Origin of the sequence: Galbibacter kalidii, from assembly GCF_026241135.1 — a bacterium.
GTDB lineage: Bacteria > Bacteroidota > Bacteroidia > Flavobacteriales > Flavobacteriaceae > Galbibacter.
Window position 1 is genome coordinate 12,846 of the sequence record NZ_JAPFGA010000015.1, and the last position, 24,440, is coordinate 37,285.

24 protein-coding genes are annotated in these 24,440 nt (G+C 39.3%); 14 read left to right on the forward strand and 10 right to left on the reverse strand.

The features are described 5' to 3' along the window. Positions 1-10: 10 nt before the first annotated feature. From atpH to OOZ15_RS14700, 12 genes are all read left to right on the forward strand, one after another. Positions 11-559: an ATP synthase F1 subunit delta gene (atpH, locus tag OOZ15_RS14645; protein ID WP_265957176.1), complete on the forward strand. Its 549-nt coding sequence runs from the start codon at positions 11-13 to the stop codon at positions 557-559. A gap of 60 nt (positions 560-619) precedes the next feature. Then, on the forward strand, positions 620-2,194 hold the full coding sequence (gene atpA, locus OOZ15_RS14650) for a F0F1 ATP synthase subunit alpha (RefSeq protein WP_265957177.1): 1,575 nt from the start codon (positions 620-622) through the stop codon (positions 2,192-2,194). A 53-nt stretch (positions 2,195-2,247) separates the two neighbouring features. Then, complete coding sequence (locus OOZ15_RS14655) at positions 2,248-2,583, forward strand: four helix bundle protein (protein ID WP_265957178.1); 336 nt, start codon at positions 2,248-2,250, stop codon at positions 2,581-2,583. A gap of 30 nt (positions 2,584-2,613) precedes the next feature. After that, positions 2,614-3,477, forward strand: coding sequence for an ATP synthase F1 subunit gamma (atpG, locus tag OOZ15_RS14660; RefSeq protein WP_265957179.1), 864 nt, complete (start codon positions 2,614-2,616; stop codon positions 3,475-3,477). A 213-nt stretch (positions 3,478-3,690) separates the two neighbouring features. Then, positions 3,691-4,197 (forward strand): hypothetical protein, encoded by a 507-nt coding sequence (locus OOZ15_RS14665; protein ID WP_265957180.1) that lies wholly within the window; start codon positions 3,691-3,693, stop codon positions 4,195-4,197. A 240-nt stretch (positions 4,198-4,437) separates the two neighbouring features. Continuing rightward, the gene (locus tag OOZ15_RS14670) at positions 4,438-5,901 is read left to right on the forward strand and encodes a lipopolysaccharide biosynthesis protein (RefSeq protein ID WP_265957181.1); all 1,464 of its coding nucleotides are present in this window, start codon (positions 4,438-4,440) and stop codon (positions 5,899-5,901) included. Next, positions 5,898-6,332: a dUTP diphosphatase gene (dut, locus tag OOZ15_RS14675; protein WP_265957182.1), complete on the forward strand. Its 435-nt coding sequence runs from the start codon at positions 5,898-5,900 to the stop codon at positions 6,330-6,332. The genes OOZ15_RS14670 and dut overlap by 4 nt, the downstream gene beginning before the upstream one ends. A gap of 152 nt (positions 6,333-6,484) precedes the next feature. Beyond that, positions 6,485-7,495, forward strand: a complete 1,011-nt coding sequence (locus OOZ15_RS14680) for a sugar phosphate nucleotidyltransferase (RefSeq protein WP_265957183.1) — start codon at positions 6,485-6,487, stop codon at positions 7,493-7,495. 222 nt (positions 7,496-7,717) lie between these two features. Continuing rightward, a complete protein-coding gene (locus OOZ15_RS14685) occupies positions 7,718-8,413 on the forward strand; it encodes a cyclase family protein (protein ID WP_265957184.1) in 696 nt (231 codons plus the stop codon). A gap of 59 nt (positions 8,414-8,472) precedes the next feature. Beyond that, a complete protein-coding gene (locus OOZ15_RS14690) occupies positions 8,473-9,405 on the forward strand; it encodes a tetratricopeptide repeat protein (RefSeq protein WP_265957185.1) in 933 nt (310 codons plus the stop codon). After that, positions 9,405-10,196: a lipoprotein insertase outer membrane protein LolB1 gene (lolB1, locus tag OOZ15_RS14695; RefSeq protein ID WP_265957186.1), complete on the forward strand. Its 792-nt coding sequence runs from the start codon at positions 9,405-9,407 to the stop codon at positions 10,194-10,196. Before OOZ15_RS14690 ends, lolB1 begins: the two co-directional genes overlap by 1 nt. Position 10,197: 1 nt before the next feature. After that, entirely contained in the window at positions 10,198-11,445 is a 1,248-nt protein-coding gene (locus OOZ15_RS14700) for a murein hydrolase activator EnvC family protein (RefSeq protein WP_265957187.1), read from the forward strand. A gap of 4 nt (positions 11,446-11,449) precedes the next feature. Here the strand turns inward: OOZ15_RS14700 and OOZ15_RS14705 are convergent, their stop codons facing one another. The 5 genes from OOZ15_RS14705 to OOZ15_RS14725 all read right to left on the reverse strand — a co-directional run bounded on the left by OOZ15_RS14705 (position 11,450) and on the right by OOZ15_RS14725 (position 17,222). Beyond that, complete coding sequence (locus OOZ15_RS14705) at positions 11,450-11,962, reverse strand: acyl-CoA thioesterase (protein ID WP_265957188.1); 513 nt, start codon at positions 11,960-11,962, stop codon at positions 11,450-11,452. Between the two features lie 121 nt (positions 11,963-12,083). Continuing rightward, positions 12,084-13,106 (reverse strand): alpha/beta hydrolase, encoded by a 1,023-nt coding sequence (locus OOZ15_RS14710; RefSeq protein ID WP_265957189.1) that lies wholly within the window; start codon positions 13,104-13,106, stop codon positions 12,084-12,086. Between the two features lie 156 nt (positions 13,107-13,262). Further along, on the reverse strand, positions 13,263-15,584 hold the full coding sequence (locus OOZ15_RS14715; RefSeq protein ID WP_265957190.1) for a glycoside hydrolase family 3 protein: 2,322 nt from the start codon (positions 15,582-15,584) through the stop codon (positions 13,263-13,265). A gap of 121 nt (positions 15,585-15,705) precedes the next feature. After that, entirely contained in the window at positions 15,706-16,266 is a 561-nt protein-coding gene (locus OOZ15_RS14720) for a Crp/Fnr family transcriptional regulator (protein ID WP_265957191.1), read from the reverse strand. Between the two features lie 14 nt (positions 16,267-16,280). Beyond that, positions 16,281-17,222: an HU domain-containing protein gene (locus OOZ15_RS14725; RefSeq protein ID WP_265957192.1), complete on the reverse strand. Its 942-nt coding sequence runs from the start codon at positions 17,220-17,222 to the stop codon at positions 16,281-16,283. 271 nt (positions 17,223-17,493) lie between these two features. Here OOZ15_RS14725 and dprA point away from each other — a divergent pair, with 271 nt between their 5' ends. Further along, positions 17,494-18,603 (forward strand): DNA-processing protein DprA, encoded by a 1,110-nt coding sequence (gene dprA, locus OOZ15_RS14730; RefSeq protein WP_265957193.1) that lies wholly within the window; start codon positions 17,494-17,496, stop codon positions 18,601-18,603. Here the strand turns inward: dprA and trpS are convergent. Then, positions 18,600-19,568, reverse strand: a complete 969-nt coding sequence (gene trpS / locus OOZ15_RS14735) for a tryptophan--tRNA ligase (RefSeq protein WP_265957194.1) — start codon at positions 19,566-19,568, stop codon at positions 18,600-18,602. The two genes, dprA and trpS, sit on opposite strands and share 4 nt — an antisense overlap. A gap of 222 nt (positions 19,569-19,790) precedes the next feature. On the opposite strand from trpS, the gene OOZ15_RS14740 reads away from it, so the two are divergent. Continuing rightward, positions 19,791-20,531: a lysophospholipid acyltransferase family protein gene (locus OOZ15_RS14740; protein WP_265957285.1), complete on the forward strand. Its 741-nt coding sequence runs from the start codon at positions 19,791-19,793 to the stop codon at positions 20,529-20,531. Positions 20,532-20,642: 111 nt separating this feature from the next. Here the strand turns inward: OOZ15_RS14740 and OOZ15_RS14745 are convergent, their stop codons facing one another. The 4 genes from OOZ15_RS14745 to recA form a co-directional block, all read right to left on the reverse strand. Further along, positions 20,643-22,148, reverse strand: a complete 1,506-nt coding sequence (locus OOZ15_RS14745) for an outer membrane beta-barrel protein (protein WP_265957195.1) — start codon at positions 22,146-22,148, stop codon at positions 20,643-20,645. Positions 22,149-22,154: 6 nt separating this feature from the next. Further along, the gene (locus tag OOZ15_RS14750; protein ID WP_265957196.1) at positions 22,155-22,694 is read right to left on the reverse strand and encodes an RNA polymerase sigma factor; all 540 of its coding nucleotides are present in this window, start codon (positions 22,692-22,694) and stop codon (positions 22,155-22,157) included. Positions 22,695-22,717: 23 nt separating this feature from the next. After that, positions 22,718-23,167, reverse strand: coding sequence for a hypothetical protein (locus tag OOZ15_RS14755; RefSeq protein WP_265957197.1), 450 nt, complete (start codon positions 23,165-23,167; stop codon positions 22,718-22,720). 111 nt (positions 23,168-23,278) lie between these two features. Beyond that, complete coding sequence (gene recA, locus OOZ15_RS14760) at positions 23,279-24,286, reverse strand: recombinase RecA (RefSeq protein WP_265957198.1); 1,008 nt, start codon at positions 24,284-24,286, stop codon at positions 23,279-23,281. Between the last annotated feature and the right edge of the window lie 154 nt (positions 24,287-24,440).

Here is a 24,440-nt window from a genome sequence, read left to right on the forward strand (position 1 = left end):
TGCAGGGAAGATGATTGGTACAAGAGCTGGAAATAGATACGCAAAGGCTGTTTTGAATTTTGCCAAAGAGCAAAACACCCACGAAGTTGTTAATGGAGATATGAAAGACATCTTCAAAACAATTGACGGAAGTGAGGAGCTGGCCGATATGCTGAAAAGCCCTGTGACTAAATTAGCAACTAAAAAAGCAGTGTTGAAAGAGGTATTTTCAGGAATCAATTCTGTTTCTGAAGGACTTATCAATGTGCTTATAGAAAACAACAGGATCGATTTGTTGAAAGTTGTCGCTGAAAAATATATTGTTCTTTTCGACCAGTACAAAGGGGAACAGGTTGCTGTAGTTACTACTGCGGTGCCTTTATCGGGGGAATTGGAGAAGAAAGTACTGGCAAAAGCAGAAGAGCTTACAGGCAGTAAGGCAACGATTGAAAATAAAATAGACGAAAGCATTATTGGCGGATTTATATTGCGTATCGGTGATTTGCAGTACAACGCCAGTATTGCCAATCAATTAAGTAACCTGAAAAGGGATTTAAATAATAATACATACGTTAATTAAAAAAATAGGTAGAATGTCCCGGTGTTTTTCTGGACATGAAAAATCTAAATACTAAATAAGATGGCTGAAGTTAAAGCGGCTGAAGTATCAGCAATATTAAAAAAGCAACTATCAGGATTTGAAGCGAAAGCTTCATTAGACGAAGTGGGAACTGTTCTAACGATAGGGGATGGTATCGCCCGTGTTTACGGATTGTCGAATGCACAATACGGCGAACTTGTTCAATTTGAATCAGGTTTGGAAGGGATTGTACTTAACCTTGAAGAAGACAATGTAGGTATTGTACTTTTAGGGCCTTCAAAAGAAATTGGAGAAGGAGATACTGTAAAACGCACAGAGCGTATCGCATCTATCAAAGTAGGTGAAGGAATGGTAGGCCGTGTTGTTGATACACTAGGGAACCCAATCGATGGTAAAGGACCTATCGAAGGGGAGACCTACGAGATGCCTTTGGAGCGTAAAGCACCGGGGGTTATCTTCCGTCAGCCGGTAAACGAACCTTTACAAACAGGAATCAAGTCGATCGACGCGATGATCCCTGTAGGTAGAGGACAGCGTGAATTGGTTATCGGTGACCGTCAGACTGGTAAGACTACGGTTTGTATCGATACCATTATCAATCAAAAAGAATTTTACGATGCGGGTGAACCTGTATTTTGTATATATGTAGCTATCGGACAGAAAGCTTCTACAGTTGCGGCCATTGCCAAAACATTGGAAGACAAAGGCGCTTTGGACTATACGGTAATTGTAGCTGCAAATGCTTCAGACCCTGCTCCAATGCAGGTGTATGCTCCGTTTGCCGGTGCTGCTATCGGTGAGTATTTCAGGGATACAGGCCGTCCAGCACTTATTATTTATGATGATCTTTCCAAACAAGCGGTTGCTTATCGTGAGGTGTCGTTATTGCTTCGTCGTCCACCGGGGCGTGAGGCTTATCCAGGAGATGTTTTCTTCTTGCACTCAAGATTATTGGAGCGTGCCGCTAAGGTAATTGCAGATGACGATATTGCAAAAGGAATGAACGACCTTCCGGAATCCTTGAAACCAATCGTTAAAGGAGGGGGATCGCTAACAGCATTACCTATTATTGAAACACAAGCTGGTGACGTTTCTGCTTATATCCCGACTAACGTGATTTCGATTACAGACGGACAGATTTTCTTGGAGTCCGACTTGTTCAACTCCGGGGTTCGTCCTGCGATTAACGTGGGTATCTCTGTATCACGTGTAGGTGGTTCGGCACAGATCAAATCGATGAAGAAAGTAGCCGGAACACTTAAACTGGATCAGGCGCAGTATCGTGAATTGGAAGCTTTTGCTAAATTCGGTTCAGACCTTGATGCAGCGACCATGAACGTAATTAGTAAAGGTAAACGTAACGTAGAGATCTTAAAGCAGGCACAAAACGACCCTTATACGGTAGAAGATCAAATCGCGATCATCTATGCAGGTTCAAAAAACTTGTTGAGAGATGTTCCTGTAGAAAAAGTTAAAGAGTTTGAAAGAGACTATATAGAGTTCTTAAACGCTAAACACAGAGATATATTGGATACTTTAAAAGCAGGTAAACTGACTGACGAAGTAACCCAAGTACTATCAGACGTAGCGAAAGAGCTTTCAGCAAGATATTAATCCTTAATGAGTTATGAGTGCTTAGTTAAGAGTGTTGAGTTTGAGTCGTAGTGATGAAGAACGATGAAAGTCCTATTCGAATAAAAAGTTTTGAATTTGCTTGTGATATTGTTAAGTATTGCGACATTTTAAAACAAGAAAAGGATTTTGTGATAGCTACCCAATTGCTAAAAAGTGGTACAAGCATTGGAGCAAATACTAGAGAAGCACAACGAGGAGTAAGTAAAAAGGATTTTAAAAATAAATTTGGAATTGCGCTAAAAGAAGCTGATGAAACCAAATATTGGTTAGAGATACTTCAAGCAACTGGAAGGCATGTACCCAAAGGAATGATGGAAAAGTGTGAAGAGTTAATAAGGATATTGGTTTCAATAATTAAAAACTCTTAACTCTACACTCACAATTCATAACTTGAAAAAATGGCGAATTTAAAAGAAATACGTAGTAGAATAACATCGGTAGGATCAACGATGCAGATTACCAGTGCCATGAAAATGGTATCGGCTGCCAAGTTGAAAAAAGCACAGGATGCCATCACGGCTATGCGTCCGTATGCCGATAAACTTACCGAACTTTTACAAAGCTTAAGTGCAACATTAGACGGTGATTACGGAAGTGTCTTTGCTCAGCAGCGAGAAGTTAAGAACGTGTTGGTTGTAACGATTACCTCCAACAGAGGGCTGTGCGGGGCTTTTAATTCGAATATCATAAAAGAGGCTAATAAACTGGCCAAAGAAGCTTATGCAGATAAAGAAGTATCCTTTATGACTGTTGGAAAAAAAGGACATGATATATTGAAGAAAAATTATTATGTGATCAACAACAATAATGATATTTTCGATGACCTTAACTTTGACAATGTTGCTGCAGTAGCAGATCGTTTAATGAATTTGTATGCTGAAGGGACCTATGATAAAATAGTGTTGGTGTACAATCACTTTAAAAACGCAGCTACACAAATTGTAAAGACAGAGGATTTCTTACCGATAAAACCTGTTGAATCTGAAAATGTAAATACATTAACTGATTATATTTTTGAGCCTTCAAAAGCAGAGATTGTAGAAACTTTGATTCCAAAATCATTGAAGACTCAGCTATACAAGGCGATAAGGGATTCTTTTGCGAGTGAGCACGGTGCGCGTATGACCGCTATGCACAAAGCAACCGATAACGCATCTGAACTAAAAGACAACCTAACGCTTACATACAACAAAGCCCGTCAAGCTGCCATTACCAATGAGATTCTTGAAATTGTTGGTGGTGCGGAGGCGTTGAACAATTAGGCGTTAGCCAAATTGTTTAATTAGGAAGAGAAGCGCTGAATAACTAAGAAGTAAGTTATAATTGATATAAAAAACCCCGAAGATTTTTCTTCGGGGTTTTTGTTTTTAACGGATTTGGCATCAATTTTGAAATTGTATCTTTATAACAAAGAAAAAACATCACCATGGAACACCCATCATGTAGTTTCTTTTTAAAACAAATAAAATATACACATGAAACGGATTTTTAACACCATTATAGGAACAGTCATTATTTTAGGATTTTCACAATGTGGATCTTCACAGGGACTTACCGAAAACCCGCCTTTTGAATTGGGTGAAGTGAGAAGCGAGCCCTGGACAGCCGGAGCAGAGAAAGAACAGGAGGGAGAGAACATTTTTTTACCCGTAAGCAATGGGAAAGAGATTGTCTTGGATAGTTTGTTCTACAAAGGAAAGGTCGTTAAGCTTGAAAAAATACAAAGGGACAATTATTTGGTCTATATAGGCAGGTTTTCCAAAGCGGATACGAAGTATGATGATTTGATCATGCACGCCGATCCGAAGGAAGAATTTGGTAATAAACCACCAAAGCTCAATAAAAAAATACCTTTTGAATTAAAAGAGGGTGAAGCTGTAGTGAGTTATATTGAGGACGGAAAAACAAAATACTATAAGGTAAAATCTATGAGGCCGGCTACGCCTGTACACTACGAAAAGGCGCCTACATCAAAAAACTAAGGTCTTGTTTTGACGGGAGTTGATAAATCGATACTTTTACTCACTAAGTGAGATTTAAAATGCTCCGATGCTTGCCCTGTGAAATTCCTTCGGGAATATTTCACAGGGCGAGCGTCGAAATGTTTTTTTAGGTTTTTCCGCCTAATGTCTCGTGGGCTTTCCCCGAGGTGGTTGACTATAAATCAAAGCCTGTCGGGGCAGTCCAGTAAAACCCACTTATGGGATTAAATCATCTTATCGTTGAGCGCATTTAAAAAGCTATTCAAACAAACGGCAATTTATGGTCTGGCAACTGTTATGCCACGGATGCTTAGTTTTTTGTTGGTGCGGATACATACAGACTCAGATGTCCTTCAATCGGTAGCAGACTATGGAGTGGTTTCAAAAATATATGCCTGGTTTGTAATATTCAATGTGATCTTAGCCTACGGAATGGAAACTGCATTCTTCAGGTTTTACCATAAGGAGAAAAACAAAGAAAACATTGTAAGCACATCAACAACTTCGCTTTTATTTTCATCGGTTGTCTTTTTGATACTGGGCTTACTCTTTAAAGAGCAAATAGCCTATTTAACCAACTTAAAAGTTGAATATATTACCCTTGTTGTCTGGATATTAATGCTCGATGCCTTGGTTATTATTCCTTTTGCCTGGTTACGGGCTATGGAAAAGCCTATGCGATATGCAGTGATCAAGATATTGAATGTGGTGGTGAATTTAGGGTTGAATATCTTTTTCTTATTGTTCCTCGAAGGAATGGCAGCAAAAAGCTCCTTTTGGAACAGTATTTATATACCGAACTTTGAGATAAACTATATTTTTATTGCCAACCTTATTGCCAGTACATCTACATTGGCGTTAATGCTGCCTTTTTATGTTAAAGTGCAGTATCAGTTTGATAAGGTTTTATGGAAAAAAATGCTCAAGTATGCTTTTCCGGTGCTTATTGCCGGTATTGCCTTCTCTATCAACGAAGCTTTTGACAGGTTGTTACTCGACTTTATATTGCCAAAAGACATTTCTGAAACCGCCATAGGGATGTATTCGGCCTGCTATAAATTAGGCTTGTTCATGATGCTTTTCGCTACAGCTTACCGATTGGGAATAGAACCCTATTTCTTTAGTCATGCAAGCAGTGATAATCCGCAGAAGAACTACGCAAAAATATTAGAGTTCTTTGTTATTTTCGGTTCGGTTATTTTGTTGGTTGTAGTGGTTTTTGCTGATGTATTAAAAGTGATATTCATCGGAGATGAGGTCTATTGGGAAGCCATGTCCATCGTCCCCATCATTTTAATGGCAAACTTTTGTTTGGGTATTTACCATAACCTTTCCGTTTGGTATAAAATAACGGACAGAACTAAGTTCGGGGCATATATATCGGTTGCAGGAGCAATCATCACATTAATTTTAAACTTTGCACTTATCCCGATTATCAGCTACAAAGGCTCAGCCATTGCAACCCTGGCAGCCTACGGCAGCATGATGTTACTGTCTTTTTACTTCGGAAGAAAATACTATCCAATTCCATATAACTTAAAGAAAATTGGTTTATATATGTTGGTTTCGGTTTTATTATCTGTATTGATTTTTTACGTATTTAACCGAAACCTTTATATAGGAACCATGTTTGTTTTGCTATTTTTGCTGATGATACTTCTTTTAGAAAAAAACGAACTTAAAAAAATATTGAAAAGAACATGACGATCAAGATTATAAACAAATCCCAACACGCCTTACCAAATTATGAAACCGAAGCTTCTGCAGGAATGGATATACGTGCAAACTTGGCAGAGCCGATTGTTTTAAAACCCTTGGATAGGGCTATTGTTAAAACTGGCTTGTTTATCGAACTTCCGGTAGGTTTTGAAGCTCAGGTAAGACCTAGAAGTGGACTGGCTGCCAAAAAAGGGATAAGTGTATTGAATGCCCCCGGGACCATAGATGCAGACTATCGCGGCGAAATAGGCGTTATTTTAGTAAACCTTTCCAATGATGATTTTACAGTGGAAAACGGTGAACGCGTAGCCCAACTGGTTATAGCCAAACACGAACGCGCCGAATGGAATGAGGTAGAAGTGCTTTCAGAAACATCCCGTGGAGAAGGAGGATTTGGAAGTACCGGAACTTCGTAGAGGGCAAATAATCCCTGCGCAGGCAGTGAGATATAAAAAACAAAGTTTGTTAAAAGGGACACCTGTCTTTGCAGGTGCTTGTTAAAAGAGATACCCGCCTTCGCGGGTATATGTGTAACCTAAAAAAGATACCCGCCTTCGCGGGCATTAGTATGAAAATTATAGTACCAATGGCAGGAAGAGGTTCAAGGTTAAGACCACATACCTTAACAGTGCCAAAACCATTAATTCCCATAGCAGGAAAGCCCATTGTTCAACGTTTGGTAGAAGACATTGCCAAAATATTGGATCAAAAGATCGACGAGGTGGCTTTTATCATCAAAGATGATTTTGGTGAGGAGATTGAGCAAAAGTTAAACGAAATAGCCGATAAACTAAACGCTAAGGGAACTATTTATTATCAGGATAAACCCCTGGGAACGGGACACGCGATCATGTGTGCGAAGGAATCCTTGTCAGGACCTTGTGTTATAGCCTATGCCGACACGCTTTTTAAAGCGGATTTCAATTTGGATCAATCCGCCGACAGTGTGATTTGGGTAAAACAAGTGGAAAACCCGGAAGCTTATGGGGTAGTGCAGTTGGACAACAATAAAAACATATCCGGTTTGGTAGAAAAACCGCAAGAATTTGTGTCTGACCTTGCGGTAATCGGAATTTATTATTTCAAGCAGGGAGAAGTGTTGAAAGCGGAGTTGCAGAAGGTGTTGGATCAAAACATCATTCACGGCGGGGAATATCAGATCAACGACGGAATCAAAGCTATGATGGCACAAGGGAAAAAGTTCGTCCCCGGAAAAGTAGATGAATGGATGGACTGCGGGAATAAAAATGTAACAGTAGAGACCAACGGGCGCATGTTGAATTTCCTCCAGCAAGATGGTGAGGACTTGGTATCAAGTTCAGTAAAACAAGAAAATTCGAAAATCATTCAGCCCTGCTATATAGGCGAAAACGTGGTATTGAAAAACGCAACGATCGGTCCCAATGTATCGATTGGCGACGAAACTGTAGTTGAAAATTCAACTGTAAAAAACAGTTTAATACAAACGCATTCAACAGTTAAAAATGCGAACCTGGACAATGCCATGATTGGGAATCATGCTAAATTCAACGGTGAGTTTACCGATGTAAGTATAGGAGATTATTCTGTTTTGGAATAATCCCTGCGTAGGCAGGGATCTCTGCCCGCACCTCCGTCAGAGAGAACGAGGGTGTCTAAAAATCCCTGTGTGAATTTGATTTGTCAGTCTGAGCCTGTCGAAGACTTGTTGATTTTAGTTAACTGTGCTTCGACAAGCTCAGCATGACATCAGAATTTAGAGCTTTTGCATTGAGATGAATAAAATAATATTATTAGGAGAGATTTATCTAAAAAAACAGAAATGGCAGAAATAATTGATTTGAGTCAAGAAATCTACGAAGGCATGCCCGTTTACAAAGATTTCCCACAGGTTAAAATGACAATCCATAATTCTCATGAAGAATGGGATGGGATTAAAAACCCTAAAATAAAAACCCCAGCCGTTTATAAATTAGAACTTGGGGAACATACAGGCACACATGTTGATGCTATAAATCATATGGCTCGTGAATATCGGGAACAATCAATAGATACAATGCCATTATCTATGTTTTATACAGAGGGCATTTGTTTGGATTTTTCCCATAAAGGATTAAAAGAATTAATCGAGTCCCATGAAATTGAAAATGCTTGTAAAAAAGAAGGATTAAGTATAAAAAAAGGAGATACCGTATTTTTTTATACAGATCACTATAGAAAAACTTTTGGCGGAAAAAATTGGGGAAATGGTCCTGGAATAACGATAGATTCTGCAAGATGGTTAGGGGATAAAAAAATAGCCGCTTTTGGAGTTGAAACAATGTCTCCTGGAGTACCGGGAATATCAAACAAAGAAGTTCATCATATTTGTGGCGAACTCGGATTTACACATTATGAGAATATGATAAATCTACACAGATTAATAGGGCGTGGAAGATTTCGTTTTATTGGACTTCCTTTAAAAATTAGAGGTGGAACAGGCTCTCCCGTTAGGGCAATTGCTGTATTTGAAAACTAAAATTACATTCCCATAATGTGATTACTGAGAGGAAACGAAATCTCATATGGTATTGAAAAATGAAAAAAAACTTCTACATAATCCTTTTGTGTTTCGGGATATTGATCGTTCCGCAGCTGGGTTATGCCCAAGAAGAAAATGCAGACACTACCAATGAAGTTGTTGAAGATGCTTTTCAAGAGCAATTTTATGAGGCCCTAAAACAGAAAGGCATTGAAAATTATGATAAGGCCATTCAGGCATTATTGGAATGCAAACAAATAGATCCGAAAAATCATGTAGTTGATTATGAATTAGGGGTCAATTATATGTTTCAAAATAAATTTGCTGAAGCCGAATCTTATTTTTTGACGGCTATTGAAAAGGAACCGGACAATAAATGGTATTTGGATGCGCTGCTGAATTGTTATAAAGCACAACAGAACATAGGAAAAGCGATTGAAGTGGCGAAGAAGCTTTCCAATACAAAAGCAAATTACAAATTGATGCTGGCAGACCTGTATGTAGATCAGAAATCATATAACAAGGCTATGGAAGTTCTGGATGCAATGAAAGAAGAGGGAGGAAACCTTACGGAAATTGAGAGGAGGAGGGTTAAAATCACAATGATACAAAACATGAATGCCCTTGCAGATGAATACAACAAAACAATAAAAGAAAGCGAGCTGACAAATAATCCTGTTGAAAATTATAAGAATCGTATTCAGGAACTCCATGAGACCGGGGAATATAACGAAATGCTGTCCGTGAGCAGTGAAGCTTTGGATAATTATCCTACCCAGCCAGGGTTTTACTACCTGAAAGGTGTTGCGTTGAACAGGCTTAAAAACTACAAAATGGCCGTCAAGGTCTTGGAAGAGGGCTTGGTGTATTTGTTGGGCGATATAGAGCTGGAAAACAATATTTACAAAGAATTGGTGTTAGCATATCAGGCGATGGGAAATTCGGAAAAAGAGAAAGAATATCAATTAAAAATGAAGGAAAACAAGTAATGAACGTTGATACAGGTAAAAAAATAATCAAATCCCCTTATGTTTTTGTGTTTTTGTTGATGTTACTTGTTTCCTGCGGATCCAAAAAAGTACTGGCGCCGGGGGAGATAAAAAGTGATCTTTCAGCAAGAAATATCATTGAAAACCATTATAACAATGAACTTGATTTTGAAACCATGCGGGGACGTATCAAAATTGATTATAGCAATGGAGAGAGCAGTCAGGGGGTAACAGTGAGTTTACGCATGAAAAAAGACGAAACTATTTGGTTGAGTGCCCCGCTGTCTGTTGTAAAGGTGTTGATCACTCCGGAAAGGGTGAGTTTTTACAACAAACTCGACAACACGTATTTTGACGGGGATTTTTCATACCTGAATCAGCTTCTAGGAGCCGATCTTACATTCGGGATGGTACAAAATCTGTTGCTGGGGCAGGCGGTTTTTGATCTTAATGAAGATGATTATTATGCTGCTATTTTGGAAAACAACTACCAATTAAAGCCTGAAAAACAAACTGAACTGTTTAAAAGATTATTTTTGTTGGAACCTAATCATTACAAAATGGCAGTTCAGCAAGTGTCCCAAGCCGAAAAAGGACGTTTGTTGAGTGTAGCATATAAAAATTATCAAACTGTGGATGGGAGAATATTGCCTAATCAAATAGAGATAAATGCAATTGACAAGGATAAGAAAAATCATATCGATATTGAATACAACAATGTGGAATTCAACAAAAGAGTATCTTTTCCGTATAGCATTCCTAGCGGATTTAAACCGGTAGAAATTGAATAATATGAACAAAAGGATTTTCTTCTTTACAGCCTGTTTAATGGCTTTTTTTGCTTCAACGCACATATGTGCCCAGTCTGAAGAGCAAAAGGAACTGGAGCTTCGCAAATCACGTTTACAGGAAGAAATTCAGCAGTTCAACAGCTTGCTGTCACAAAAAAGAAAGGAGAAGACGAGTGTTTTGGAAGATGTGGAAGACTTGGACCACAAGATCAGGATCCGCAAAGAGCTTGTAAAAGTCACTAACGAGCAGGCGAGCCTCATCACCCGACAGATCAATAACAACATCAATAAAATTTCCAAACTTCGGGATGATTTAAAGGAACTGAAAGCCGATTATGCGGAGATGATTAAAAAATCGTATAAAAGCAAGTCGCAACAAAGCCGTTTGATGTTTTTACTTTCTTCTGAAAACTTCCTCCAAGCCTACAAGCGAGTGCAGTATATGAAGCAGTACACCAATTACCGAAAGGAACAAGCTGCAGAAATTCAGTCAAAAACCAAAGAGTTGCAGGATTTGAACAACGGTTTGGTAGATCAGCGGAAAGAGAAGGAAATACTCATTGCCGAAAGTAAAAAGGAACAGGAATCACTGGAAAAAGCGTTGAATACACAAAGAGGGCTTATTGCCAGCATCAAGGCAAAAGAAAGTGAATATGCAGCTCAAATACGAAAAAAACAACGCGAAGCAGATGAGATCGACCGTCAGATCGATAGGTTGATCCATGAAGCCATTGCAAAGGCCAATGCTTCAAATAAGGAGGCCAGTGCTGAAACTCGGGAGACTGCTACAAAATCGTCAAATTTTGCATTGACGGCAGAAGCCAAACTGGTAGATGCCAGTTTTAAGGCTAATAAAGGAAAGTTGCCGTGGCCAGTAGAAAAAGGGGTAGTGAAAATGCGCTACGGAAAACAGCCACATCCGGTGGTAAGATCGGTAACGATTCAGAGTAATGGAGTTCGTATTGCTACTGAAAAAGGAGCCAAGGCACGAACCATTTATGAAGGGAAAGTGTTGGCTGTTCAGGCGATAAAAGGGGGGAACAAAGCGGTTTTGGTTCAACATGGTAATTATATTTCCGTATACAATAACCTAGGGAAAGTGTATGTACAAGAAGGAGACAAATTGATTACCAAACAAGAAATAGGAGAGATATTTACGAGTCTGAGCAATAATGAAACGCTTTTAAAATTTATGATCTATGACAATAATAGAACCGATAATCCTGCAAGTTGGATTTATAGGATGTAATTGATCAATCGTTAAACAAAGCCTTTAACTCAGTTGCTTTGTTCGGTTCCATTTTTCCGGCTAAAACCAAACTGAGTTGTTTTCTTCTCAAGGCAGCTTCGTAGCGTTCTTTTTCAAGCTTGGTTTCCGGTTCTACCGCGGGAACAGCGACAGGTCTTCCGGTTTCATCTACAGCCACAAAAGTATAGATAGCCTCATTGGCCTTGGTTTTTTTACCGCTTTCCCTATCTTCTATCCACACATCGATGTAGATTTCCATAGAGCTTTTAAAGGCTCTGGAAACAGCAGCTTCCACGGTAACCACACTCCCCAATGGGATGGCTCTGTTGAAAGCCACATGATTAACCGAAGCGGTCACAGTAACCCTACGTGAATGCCTTCTCGCAGAAATACTTGCTGCGCGATCCATACGGGCAAGCAGTTCCCCACCAAATAAATTGTTCAACGGATTTGTTTCACTGGGTAAAACAAGGTCGGTCATTACGGTACGGGATTCACTAGGCTTTTTTGCTTCCATTGTTTAAAATTTCAGCAAAGATATTGAACTCGTTTAAACTTTTTTGATTGAAACGAAAATGATTCTTATTCAATCTGACTCACTAAGTGAGATTTCACGGGACTTGTCCTGAGGCTGTTGATTATTCCGCATAAAAAACACCATCCAAAAAGGCAATGATCTTTTTAAGGGGTTCGATGGCATCTTTTTCAAAGCTGTTTCCTAAAAATTCATTGCTTCCTGAATCCAAATATGCGTGATTCCTGCCTTCGTGAACCCAGTATGATACCTTCTGTCCGTTTTCTTCTAAGGCATCAACATAAGATTTTACCGATTCGGGAGAAGTGGTTTGGTCTTCTGAGCCTACATGGGCAAACTGTGGTGGCAGTTTTCGTTCACCAGCCTTTGGAATAGTGTACATGGGGGAGCAACGCTTGTAGTACTCGGGATTGTTTTCTACATTGATTTTATCGCCAAAAACTCCACGGGCTTCTCCGCCTCCCATTTGCCAAAAGACATTATCGGCTTTTTCAAAACCACCTTTGGCTGCTTTGTAAATATCTACTGCCGGATAGCTTAAAATAGCTGCTTGTACTTCGAGTTCGTTTTCGGTTTTAATCTGCTGTACATTTTTTCCTTTTGGAATATACGATGGAGTAAAACCGGGTTCTTTTCCCTTAAATCCGGAAGCGTTGAGGTAATCGCTGCCATTAACGATCATGGCTGTCAAATGTCCCCCGGCACTGTCTCCCGTCACGGCTATGGCTTTTGGGTCTCCTTTGTATTCTTTGATATGTTCTTTTACCCACAAAACAGCTCCCATAGCGTATTCTATGATCTCGTTCATGTTTGTGGTGTTGTCGTTGGCGGTAAGAAGCCGGTAATTGACATTACAAACCACATAATTGGAATGCGAAGCCATATATTGTGACATTTCATCCATGATGGATTTGTTGTTGATCAACCAACCGCCACCGTGATAAATAATAAGCACCGGATAAGAATCAGCCTCGGTTTCGGGGGTGTATATGTCCATCGTGAGGTCATAACCCTTCGGACTTGCCCAGAGGACATCTTTTTCAACCGTATAGGAATGTTCTGTGATTTCCTGTGCTCCTAAAATTGTAGAGCATATAAATAATGCTGAAATGAATAATTGTTTCACACGAAAAATTTAAGTTAAACATTTATTTTCAAATATTATTAAACAATAAAGCAAGTAATCACTACCTCTAAAAACTTTTGATTCATTCACCTCCTTTTGTTGAGGCGATTACCTTGGCCATACTAAATCCCTCTATGAGGGCTTCATAGTGTAATCTTATTGTTTTTTTAGTTCGTCAATCTTTTGTTTTGGCGCTAAAGCATTATGTGTTTTCTGAGTTGTTTTTCCGTTTAATGATACAACTTTTTCTAGTTGAACCTGTTCGGCATCAGAAGCGATTATTATCGTGTAATCTCCTTCGTCGCGAACCCATGCATCTTGTTCAGCATCAAAAGAACTCAACTCGTTTTCATTTATAGTAATGCTGATTTCCTGTGTGTTACCGGGCTCCAAAAGTTTGGTTTTTACAAAAGCTTTCAACTCTTTTGACGGTTTTTCGAGCGTGGTTTCCGGAGCATTTACGTACAGTTGAGCTATTTCTTTTCCAGTAACCTCCCCAGAATTGGTAATGCTGAATGAAACAGTAATGTCTTTATCATTTTTACTGATTTCAAGACCGCTATATGAAAAGGCTGTGTATGAAAGTCCGAAACCAAAAGGGAAAGAGGGTTTTACATCAAACGTATCAAAATAGCGATAGCCTACATAAATTCCTTCTTCATAAATCTCGGTGGAAGGCGAAGCAACCAAAGGGTTTGGAGAAGGAGGGGAGTCGGGATCATCCAGTGTTCCGGGGAAGTTCTTGCTGGAAGCTATGTCTTTAAAAGTTATAGGAAAGGTTGTAGGAAGTTTTCCACTTGGATTGACTTTTCCTGAGAGTACGTCTGCGATGGCATTTCCGGCTTCCTGTCCGGGTTGCCATGCCAACAAGATGGCATCGGCCAAGTCTTTCCAATTGGCGGTTTCAACAACGCCACCAATATTAAGCACTACAACAAACTTTTTGTTTTTGGCATGAAAAGCATCACTGATAGCTTTCATGGTAGCCAGTTCGTCTTCCGATAGCAGAAAATCGCCTTCCTTTTTCCTGTCCTGAAATTCACCCGAGGTCCTTCCGAAGGTAAAAACGGCAATATTGGTCTTATCGGCAATGGCTTCGAGTTCTTTATTGCTCCATTTCTTTTCCTTTACCAATACATCGGGTTCAAAAAAGAATTTTTTAGGGGGAATGTTTGCTTTTTCTTCTTCAATATAGTTTTTGTAGGTGCTTACAATGTCGTTATCGACAGCAAAACCTGCATTGGTCAGCCCTTTTTCCACAGAAATCATATAGCCCTTATTCACATCACCACTTCCTGTACCTCCGGCAATAGTTTCATAGGAAGTTACTCCAAACAGAGCAATTTTTTCTTCGGAAGGCAAGGGAAGTACATTGTTGTTCTTCAGTAATACCATTCCTGCTGTGGCAGCTTCACGTGCAAGCGTTTTATGGTCATCCAACGGAGGATTGTTTGAAGGTTGTTGTCCCTGGAATGACGGAGTTTTGGCATACTGATTTAAAATATAAAGGATGTTTCTATCTAAAATGGCTTCGTCTAGCTCCTCATTTTTTACAGCTTCAATAATGGCATTGGCCTGATCGATCCTACCGGGCATTAGCAGATCATTTCCGGCTTTCATTTGTGCTACCGGGTTTTTACCGCCAAACCAGTCGGTCATCACAAAACCTTTAAAATTCCATTCGTCCCTGAGAATGGTAGTGAGCAAATCTTTATTTTCAGAAGCGTAAACACCGTTTATTTTGTTATAGGATGACATTACTGCCCAAGGCTGTGATTTTTCAACCGCAATCCTGAATCCTTTCAGGTAAATTTCCCTTAATGCCCTTTCGCTTACGACAGTATTTAAAGCCATACGATTGGTTTCAGAATTATTGGCCACAAAGTGCTTGATGGTAGCTCCGATGCCTTCTGATTGAACGCCGTTTACAAATGCGGCGGCAATATTTCCCGAGAGTACCGGGTCTTCACTGTAATATTCAAAATTTCTTCCGCCAAGGGGATTTCTATGAATATTGAGCGCTGGAGCCAGTAAAAAATCTACTCCATAGGCTTTCCCTTCTTTTCCGAAGGCTTGTCCTACTTTATAGATGATGTCTTTGTCCCAACTCGATGCCAACAAAGTGGCGGTAGGGAAGGCTGTAGCATAAAAAGTTTTGTCAGGAATTCCTTCCCGCTCTGGGGCAATTCTGATTCCTGCGGGACCATCTGCAAAGACAACAGCGGGATAGCCCAATTTTTTTATGATATAACCCGTTCCGGCAGCTCCAGGAACTTTGTTTTTTGTTGCTCCTACAGTAGCTTGTGGAGCTTCTCCTTCTTGGCCCATACCCGGAATATCCATTCCTGTACCTATAAGGAAATATACTTTTTCTTCCAGACTGAGTTTGCCAATTTCTTTACTGAAATCGGTCGTTGTATTTTGCGCATTTACCGTGCAGTAAAAAGCAATAAATAAGAATAAGATTGTTTTTTGCATGACTTTTACATTAGTTAGTATAATAAGCTATCTCGGGGTAAAAAGCTCACTTAGTGAGTAAAAATCTGTATTTTTTAAGCCAATTCAATTGATAATTGTCAAAAAATTATATAAAAAACAATCAATTTCTTATTCTGCTCAGGGTTTCTGAGGTAATTCCCAAATAGGAGGCAATATATTGAAGTGGAACTTTTTGAAGAATTTCAGGTTGGTTTTTCAGCAATTTGTCATAGCGTTGTTTGGCGGTTTCAAACTGTATGGAATCCATTCTTTCCTGAGAAATCATCAAGGAATATGAAAACATTTTGATGATGAGCTGTGCAATATCGATATGGTTATAAGACAGTTCATACATCTCTTTTTTGGGAAGGTAAATGACTTCTGAATCTTCGAGACATTCAATAACCAATTTGCTGGGTTGTTCCTGAAAATAACTGGTGATGGAGAAGGAAAAACCTTTTTCGTCAGCAAACCATTCGGTGATTTCTTTACCGTTTTTATAGTAGAAAGTTCTGGCAAATCCTTTATGGATAAAATAAATATGCTTACAAACTTCTCCGTGTTTTAAGATGAAACTGTCTTTCGGAATACGTTTACTACTGAGGTGTTTTAAGAGGGCGTTTCTGCTTTTGTCGGATAGTGGACTAAGATCAGACAAAATATCTAAAAATGCAGAAAACATAAGGATTGAATTAGTTAATCAATCTCATCTACCAACAACCATGCTTCAGGAGATTCAGTCCGTTTTATTTTCCGAAGGGATTTTAAAGCTTCCGGAACTGTAGTAAAACTGGCATAAGTAACTTGATGAAGTCCGTATTTGTTTTTACCGATACGCTCTGCATCATAACCTTTTTCTCTCAGTTGGCGCACTTTTTTGTCAGCGTTTTCTTCAACTCTGAAGGCTCCACCAACAATATGGTATTTTAAAGGTTCTTTTTCCACTTTTACGGTGATAGAAGGAATTTCAAGAGGTGTAGTATCGAAAAAGGTGGCTTTTTGAATGTCTTTCTCCACTTGTTCCTGAGCCTCTTGCTGTGCTACCTGTGCTCGTTGTGCAGTATAGGTGTTTACATAGCGGTAACCAACAGTTCCTGCAGAAAGTGCTAAAAGGAAAATCGCAGCATATTTTAAATAAGAGCGATTCTTTCTTTTTTCCGGAGTAAAGGCGATAGGTGCTTTTTCTTCTAGTACTTCCACTTCTTTTTTAAGTTCTTCCCGAGTAATCGAAGGTGATACAAAAGAAGAGAACCCGAATGAGGATGTTAAGTAGTTCGTGTGATATGATGGTTGGAATATTATTTTCTTATCCTGATTAAGTGAAAGTTCACCAATGTTTTTGAATTCCAGTACTTCCTCATCTTCCAAAGCTTTTTTCCAAGAAAGGACAGCTGTTTCAATTTTTTTTGAAGCATCTTCATATGGAATTTCCTGAGTCTCTGCAATGTGTTTTGTCAAGAGGCCATCATTAGACTTCAACTGCTCGTTAAAAGAAACAGATTTTGATGGCGGATAGAAAGCATTTGTCGTATAATGCACCTTAGCAGGGCGGTGTTGGGTCAAAAATGACCCAAACCCGGGAACAGTTACACATTCGTATCGATACAACAAGTCGCTTATGTAATTCTCTATTCGCATATAACAAAGATGTGAAAAAATAGTGTTCAATAAAAAAATGTTTTTAAGATTTTATCAACAGTAGGTTTTTTTCGCAGAACTCATCTTGACTTTTATGATTGAAGCGAGAAATAGGGATTTTTACCCCAGATGAAGGCTTTTTTGCACCGCATCCGCCTCAGGCGGACGGGGTAAGAAAAAGGTGAAATATGGGGTGAAAAGACCATTTTGTAGCCAATTAGGAAAAGTGAAGATGAGTTTGTTACTTGCATATTGATATTCAAATTATTGTATGGAGGATAAAGAACTCTTTTTTTTACTGGCATTACAACACGCACATAATGTAGGGGATGTTACTGCCAAAAAATTGCTTCATCATTGTGGTAATGCCGAAGCTATTTTTAATGAAAAATCCGGAAATCTGGTTAAAATTGAAAGGATTGGACGATTGACGATCAAAAATGTGCTCGACAAGGAAAATCTTTATGCAGCTGAAAAAGAATTGGAATATTTGAGAGAAGAAAACATAAAGGTTTGTGCGTATAATGAAGAAAGTTATCCTGAAAAACTAAAGCATTGCATCGACGGACCTATCCTTTTGTTTGGGAAGGGAAATATGGAATATTCAAATCCCCGTCAAAGAATATTGAGTGTGGTAGGCACGCGTCAAATTACTTCCTACGGAAATGCTTTTTGCGAACAATTTATAGAAGATATTGCGCCTTTCAATCCGATTATAGTGAGTGGTTTTGCTTACGGAGTAGATATTTGTGCACACAAGGCAGCGATAAAAAATGAATTGCAAACCATAGGTTGTCTCGCTCATGGATTGAATCAATTATATCCGAAGGCACATAAAAAATACGTGGATCAGGTAGAGCAGAATGGTGGATTTCTTACCGATTTTTGGAGTTCAGATGACCTGGACCCAAAGAATTTCCTTCGGAGGAATCGAATAGTTGCGGGTATGTCTGAAGCAACTGTTGTGATTGAATCAGCACATAAAGGAGGAAGTTTGGTTACAGCCGATATCGCTGCTTCATACCATAGAGATGTTTTTGCAGTACCCGGTAGGGCGCAAGACAAATACAGCGAAGGCTGTAATAACCTGATTAAAAGTCAGCAGGCACATATGCTTACTTCTGCGGCCGATTTGGTGTATTTGTTGGGGTGGGAACTGGAAGAGGCTGAAACACCTACGGTACAAAAACAATTGTTTGTAGAGCTGGAAGCTACGGAGCAAAAAATATACGACTACCTCACTAAAAAAGGAAAAGAGTTGCTGGACGTTATCGCTTTGGATTGCGAGATGCCTGTGCATAAACTCACATCAACCTTATTGGCGATGGAAATGAAAGGTGTGATCCGTCCTTTACCCGGTAAATTGTTTGAAGCAGTTTAATACCCAATCTTCCCTCGTACCCTTGCCAAGGTTTCGTTGGCTACTTTTTTGGCTTTTTTAGCGCCAATAGCCAGAGCATCGTCAATTTCGTTGAGGTTATCCATGTAATAATTAAAGCGCTCCCTTTCCGTAGCAAATTTTTCAATAATCAATTCGTATAAAGCTTGTTTGGCATGTCCGTATCCGTAACCACCTTGCTCATAGTTGGTGCGCATTGTTGCAATTTGTTCTTCGGAAGCCAATAATTGATATAAACCAAAAACATTACAAGTGTCCGGATTTTTCGGTTCCTCTAACGGTGTACTGTCGGTTTCGATGCTCATCACCTGTTTGCGCAGTTTTTTATCGGGCAGGAAAATATTGATGATGTTGTTTCTCGACTTGCTCATTTTATTTCCGTCGGTTCCGGGAATATACATGGTTTCCTCTTGTACTTTTCCTTCAGGAATTACAAAGGTTTCCCCAATTTGAGTGTGCATTCTTGAAGCGACATCGCGTGTCATTTCAAGGTGTTGCATTTGGTCTTTTCCTACCGGAACGATTTCAGCATCATAAAGCAAAATATCGGCTGCCATCAACATGGGGTAGGTGAAGAGTCCGGCGTTTACGTCCTCCAGTCGATCAGCTTTGTCTTTAAACGAATGCGCCAGTGTTAATCGTTGATACGGGAAATAACAACTCAGGTACCAAGTGAGTTCTGCCGTTTGCGGAACGTCACTTTGGCGATAGAAAACCACCCGGTTGATATCCAGCCCAAAGGCAAGCCAAGCAGCAGCGACAGTATAAGTATTGCTCCTCAGTGTTGTTCCATCCTTTATTTGTGTGAGCGAGTGCATGTCCGCAATAAAAAGAAAGGAGTCATTTTCAGGTTTTTCCGCCATTTTTATTGCGGGAACGATGGCTCCCAATAAATTCCCCAAGTGTGGAGTCCCTGTGCTTTGTATGCCTGTAAGTATTCTTGCCATTATGTTATTGGTTATTGAGTTGATGAACCCTAATTCCTATTAACTAATAACAGTTATCTATTAACTATTAATAATAGGCTGCAAAGGTAAAACGTTTTGTGAAATGCCCATAACTTAATTTTGTGTATCTACCTTAAGCTTTTGGGATGTGAGGATTGTTCGTTGTAAAACAATAGAGATTATCAGATGAAAAGTATATCACAATTGTTTATTTTTGATTCCATGATCAAACTCATTACCCGATTTTTACAACTACTATACAGAATATGGTTCTATTTACTGGTGGCCATACCCATCATTGTATTTTTCCCCCTCCTTTTGGTTTTGACTTCCAGTGAGCGGTTATATCCGCAGTGTTTTTGGTTTGCCCGTAATGTGTGGGCCAATTTTATCCTCTACGGAATGTTCTTTCTCCCTAGGATAGAAAGAGAACAAAAATTGGAAAAGGGGAAGAGTTATATGCTTATTGCCAATCATACTTCTATGGCCGATATCATGATGATGCTGAGAGCTTCAAAAAACCCTTTTGTTTTTGTGGGAAAGAAAGAGCTGGCCAAGATCCCTATTTTCGGATTTGTCTATAAAAGAATCTGTATTTTGGTTGATAGGAGTTCTTCACAGAGCAGAACAGCGGTCTATAAACGTGCAAAAAGGCGTCTGGATCAAGGGTTGAGCATTTGTATTTTCCCTGAAGGCGGAGTGCCCGACGACAGCTCTGTTGTTTTAGATAGGTTTAAAGACGGAGCTTTTAAATTGGCCATAGCACACGAAATTCCTGTAGTGCCTATTGCATTTTTGGACAATAAAAAGCGTTTTTCCTATGACTTTTTCAGCTGTTCACCGGGAATGATGCGTGCAAGGGTACATAAATTCATTAAAACAGAAGGATTGGAATCTTCCGATAGTGATATCATAAAAGAAAAAGCCCGTAAAGTTATTTACGACGGATTGACTTCTGAATAGTTAGCTTTACTGTCACATAAAAAAAGCCCCTTTCCGAAGAAGTGGAAAGGGAACTTCTTTTCAGGTCTCTTGCCGAAGCAAGTTTAACCTAACCAACTAAAAATTAAAAACCTAAAACTTAAAACTTAGGCCGGTGTAAACACCCAAGATATACGGACTAAATCCGCCATCTTCTCTTGAAAAGGTGTTTAATTGATATTTAAACATGGGTTCCAGATTGAACAATACCTTGTCTGATACTTGATAATCCAATCCAATCCCGATATTGGTGCTGAAACTCAAATCGTTTACATTATTGGCATGTCCCACTTCGGTTTCCAGATTGTTTGTCTTCAGGGAAACTTCATTGGCGGTGAGGAAAAGCGAACTTACCCCTCCGATAATGTTAACACCAAATTTATTGTCGATAAGACGATATTTAAGCTCCATTGGCACTTCCAAATAACCAAATTTCTGATTCATCGATCCTGTTTCGGTGATGGACTCCGGTCTTGACAAGACTTCGCTGTTTAATGCAGCAGATTTTTGATCGGCTACATTTACAGTAGGCTCAGGCCTGTTAAAGGTGATATTGGCCAAAGCGCCATTTGAAGCGATCACTGACGGACTGAATTCAATATTGTCCGTGGTATAACCCACTTTTACATTGCTGACTCCTGATCGGATACTCAATCGCTTGCTGATGTTGTAAGCAATATTGATCCCTACACTCATGTTGAAACCGCCTTCTTTGCTATTGTTGGCAAATTCCTGACTTATGGGGGATCCGTTGCTCAAGGTGTTGTAATACACCGGAGCTATATTCGGATTTACCGCCCAGCGTGAATTTTGGGTGTCAACTACGGGATCAGTTTCTTCTTCATTTTCCATTTCGGCAACTGCTTCCAAAAGCGATTTCTTTTCGGTTAGTGTGTCCTTTTCCTCTTGATTTTGCTGATTGGCATCATTTTGAGCCACTTCAGTTTTTTCTTTTTCCGGTGAAACGGGTTGTTGGGTTACAATCTCAGTTTCCTCTTGTTTATCAACAGGAGTCTCTTTGTTTGTCTCTGTTGTCTCCACCTGTGCAATTTCTCCCCTTCCTTTATCTGTTGCATCGATTTCATCATTTGTAAGATTTTTATCGATGTTTTCTTGCGTAACCGTAGGTTCGTTTGTTGTTTTTCTCTGCTGATCGCTATTTACCCATTCATCCTCAGCATCTTTTTGGATAGTCTGCTGGTCAGTTTCAACGGATGTATTTTTGATGTCTTCTTCGGAAGACGTATCTGTTTCCGTGTTTACAATTTCGTTTTGAGGGTTATCTGTGTCCAATGGATCAACAACATCATTCTTTTCAGTTGAATTTGATTCTTTTATCTCATTTTCAGTATCCGTTACGCTGTTTGATTCAGGGAAAGGTTGGTCGTCATTGTTAAAAAACACATTTCCAGCTAAAAACAGAATAGCTATTGCCGCAGCGATACCGCCCAATTTCCACCACAGCGGAATCACATTCCGTTTTGTCTTTTTATTGTCCAACGAAGCCTCAATAGAAGTCCACACACGCTCAGGTGGGTTATATTCAAAGTCCTTAAACTTCTCTTGAAATAAACGTTCTATATTTTTTTTCTCCTTCATAGTCTTTTACACCGAGTTGGCCCGGTTGTTTGTTGCATCTTCTTCAATTTTATTTCTCAATGTCATTTTGGCTCTTGCCAGGTTCGATTTTGAAGTGCCTTCGCTAATATTCAACATATCGGCAATTTCTTTGTGCGAATACCCGTCCATTACATACAAATTGAATGTAAGGCGATAACGATCGGGCAATTCCTGAATCAATTTCAGCAAATAATCCAAAGAAACAGTTTCATCAACATCTACCATTACATCTGCTTCTAAATGATTGGGTAAGGTGTCGAAAATTCCTTCTTTTCGATATTTTTGGAGCACCGTGTTTATGGTAACCCGCTTTATCCAACCTTCAAAAGAACCTTTAAAATTATATTTATCAATTTTTTCAAAAATAACCATAAAGCTATCGTGCAGATTGTCTTCTGCCTCTGTTTGGTTGCGGGAATACTTAAGGCATACGGTATAAAGCTTGGTGTTAAAAAGTTTATAAAGTTGTTCTTGAGCCTTTCTTTCCTGCCGCTTACATTGCTTTATGAGCTGTTCTAAACTCACTCAAAAGGGTTATTTTTTTGTTTTTATTGCACTTCTGATTCTTGTACCGGAACTTCGTACGTAAGATACTGTTTTTCCCCATTTTCATCATCACCTGTATAAAATTTGAAGGTATAGGTATCTCTATAGCGAACTTCAAAGTCAAAACTGTCTACCCCTTCAGTATCGGTCAAGGTTTCACAATCACTTTCTTCCAAAACCGTTGAAATGGCAAAAATAGTGCGCTCGGTCATAGTGGAATCGGTATTGGTGTGATTAAAATCAAACCCCGAATACACATGGCAACTTGTAGGTCTTACATACGAAAACTCGATGTTGTAGACCTTGCCATATTCAAAAAACTCCGGAAAAACAGCATCGGTTATTTCCAAGGTTTCATAGTGAAAATTTGCCGCATCGTCATCATCAATACTACAAGAATTAAAGCTCAGCAACGTAAGGCTGCACATTATTAAAACAAAAAACTTCTTCATTCTTTTATATGGTTTTCTTTATAGATGCGAAAAGAATGAAAGGGTTGCGTGAACATAGAAAAATCCCGAATAAATCGGGATTTTATATACAGATGTTATGTTTTTTAAAGATTAGCTATTCACAGCCTTGATGGCTTCTTTTATTTTTCCTTCCAATTCTTCCAGCAATTCCGGGTTGTCTTTGAGCAATGTTTTCACTGCATCACGACCTTGTCCAAGTTTGGTGTCGCCATAACTGAACCATGAACCACTTTTCTTGATGATCTCATATTCAACACCTAAATCCAGTATCTCACCAACAAGGGAGATGCCTTCACCATACATGATGTCGAACTCTGCGGTTTTAAAAGGAGGCGCTACTTTGTTTTTGACCACTTTTACGCGTGTTTTATTTCCTGCTGCATCTCCGTCACTGCTTTTTATCTGTGTAGATCGACGGATGTCCAAACGTACCGAGCAGTAGAATTTTAAAGCGTTACCACCGGTTGTGGTTTCCGGATTTCCAAACATCACCCCGATTTTTTCACGCAATTGGTTGATAAAGATTACCGTGGATTTGGTCTTGCTGATGCTCGATGTGAGTTTCCGCAATGCCTGGGACATCAAACGGGCGTGTAATCCCATTTTGGAATCTCCCATTTCGCCTTCAATCTCACTTTTTGGAGTCAAAGCAGCTACAGAATCAATAATAATAATATCAATAGCACCCGAACGGATGAGGTTATCTGTAATTTCCAAAGCTTGTTCTCCGTGGTCGGGCTGGGAAATAATTAAATTATCGATATCCACTCCTAATTTTTGTGCATAAAAACGATCGAATGCATGTTCAGCATCGATAAAAGCGGCAATACCACCTGCTTTTTGTGCTTCGGCAATAGCATGTAGAGTGAGTGTGGTTTTACCTGATGATTCAGGTCCGTATATTTCGATAACCCGACCCCTGGGATAACCACCAACGCCTAAAGCGATATCCAATCCAATAGATCCTGTAGGAATTGCTTCTACATCTTCTGCTACGCTGTCTCCCATTTTCATCACCGCTCCCTTACCGTAGGTCTTGTCCAACTTATCTAAAGTGAGCTTTAGTGCTTTTAATTTTGCATCTTTTTCCGAACTCATTTTTCTCTGTATACTTTTTATTGATTCGTGCTAAAATACTATTTCTTTTTTCAGCATACAATTTGCGACGCAACCTTTTTCAATATTTAGCATCTATTAGAAAAGTAATGACGGTTTAATGAAATTCTACAGACGCATATTAGTAATTAAATCG

Excerpts from the sequence above, each read along its gene's own strand:
- atpH (WP_265957176.1), top strand. The coding sequence starts at position 11 with ATGATTGGTACAAGAGCTGGAAATAGATACGCAAAGGCTGTTTTGAAT.
- atpA (WP_265957177.1), top strand. The coding sequence starts at position 620 with ATGGCTGAAGTTAAAGCGGCTGAAGTATCAGCAATATTAAAAAAGCAA.
- OOZ15_RS14655 (WP_265957178.1), top strand. The coding sequence starts at position 2,248 with ATGAAGAACGATGAAAGTCCTATTCGAATAAAAAGTTTTGAATTTGCT.
- atpG (WP_265957179.1), top strand. The coding sequence starts at position 2,614 with ATGGCGAATTTAAAAGAAATACGTAGTAGAATAACATCGGTAGGATCA.
- OOZ15_RS14665 (WP_265957180.1), top strand. The coding sequence starts at position 3,691 with ATGAAACGGATTTTTAACACCATTATAGGAACAGTCATTATTTTAGGA.
- dut (WP_265957182.1), top strand. The coding sequence starts at position 5,898 with ATGACGATCAAGATTATAAACAAATCCCAACACGCCTTACCAAATTAT.
- OOZ15_RS14680 (WP_265957183.1), top strand. The coding sequence starts at position 6,485 with ATGAAAATTATAGTACCAATGGCAGGAAGAGGTTCAAGGTTAAGACCA.
- OOZ15_RS14685 (WP_265957184.1), top strand. The coding sequence starts at position 7,718 with ATGGCAGAAATAATTGATTTGAGTCAAGAAATCTACGAAGGCATGCCC.
- OOZ15_RS14690 (WP_265957185.1), top strand. The coding sequence starts at position 8,473 with ATGAAAAAAAACTTCTACATAATCCTTTTGTGTTTCGGGATATTGATC.
- lolB1 (WP_265957186.1), top strand. The coding sequence starts at position 9,405 with ATGAACGTTGATACAGGTAAAAAAATAATCAAATCCCCTTATGTTTTT.
- OOZ15_RS14700 (WP_265957187.1), top strand. The coding sequence starts at position 10,198 with ATGAACAAAAGGATTTTCTTCTTTACAGCCTGTTTAATGGCTTTTTTT.
- OOZ15_RS14705 (WP_265957188.1), bottom strand. The coding sequence starts at position 11,962 with ATGGAAGCAAAAAAGCCTAGTGAATCCCGTACCGTAATGACCGACCTT.
- OOZ15_RS14715 (WP_265957190.1), bottom strand. The coding sequence starts at position 15,584 with ATGCAAAAAACAATCTTATTCTTATTTATTGCTTTTTACTGCACGGTA.
- OOZ15_RS14720 (WP_265957191.1), bottom strand. The coding sequence starts at position 16,266 with ATGTTTTCTGCATTTTTAGATATTTTGTCTGATCTTAGTCCACTATCC.
- OOZ15_RS14725 (WP_265957192.1), bottom strand. The coding sequence starts at position 17,222 with ATGCGAATAGAGAATTACATAAGCGACTTGTTGTATCGATACGAATGT.
- dprA (WP_265957193.1), top strand. The coding sequence starts at position 17,494 with ATGGAGGATAAAGAACTCTTTTTTTTACTGGCATTACAACACGCACAT.
- trpS (WP_265957194.1), bottom strand. The coding sequence starts at position 19,568 with ATGGCAAGAATACTTACAGGCATACAAAGCACAGGGACTCCACACTTG.
- OOZ15_RS14740 (WP_265957285.1), top strand. The coding sequence starts at position 19,791 with ATGATCAAACTCATTACCCGATTTTTACAACTACTATACAGAATATGG.
- OOZ15_RS14745 (WP_265957195.1), bottom strand. The coding sequence starts at position 22,148 with ATGAAGGAGAAAAAAAATATAGAACGTTTATTTCAAGAGAAGTTTAAG.
- OOZ15_RS14755 (WP_265957197.1), bottom strand. The coding sequence starts at position 23,167 with ATGAAGAAGTTTTTTGTTTTAATAATGTGCAGCCTTACGTTGCTGAGC.
- recA (WP_265957198.1), bottom strand. The coding sequence starts at position 24,286 with ATGAGTTCGGAAAAAGATGCAAAATTAAAAGCACTAAAGCTCACTTTA.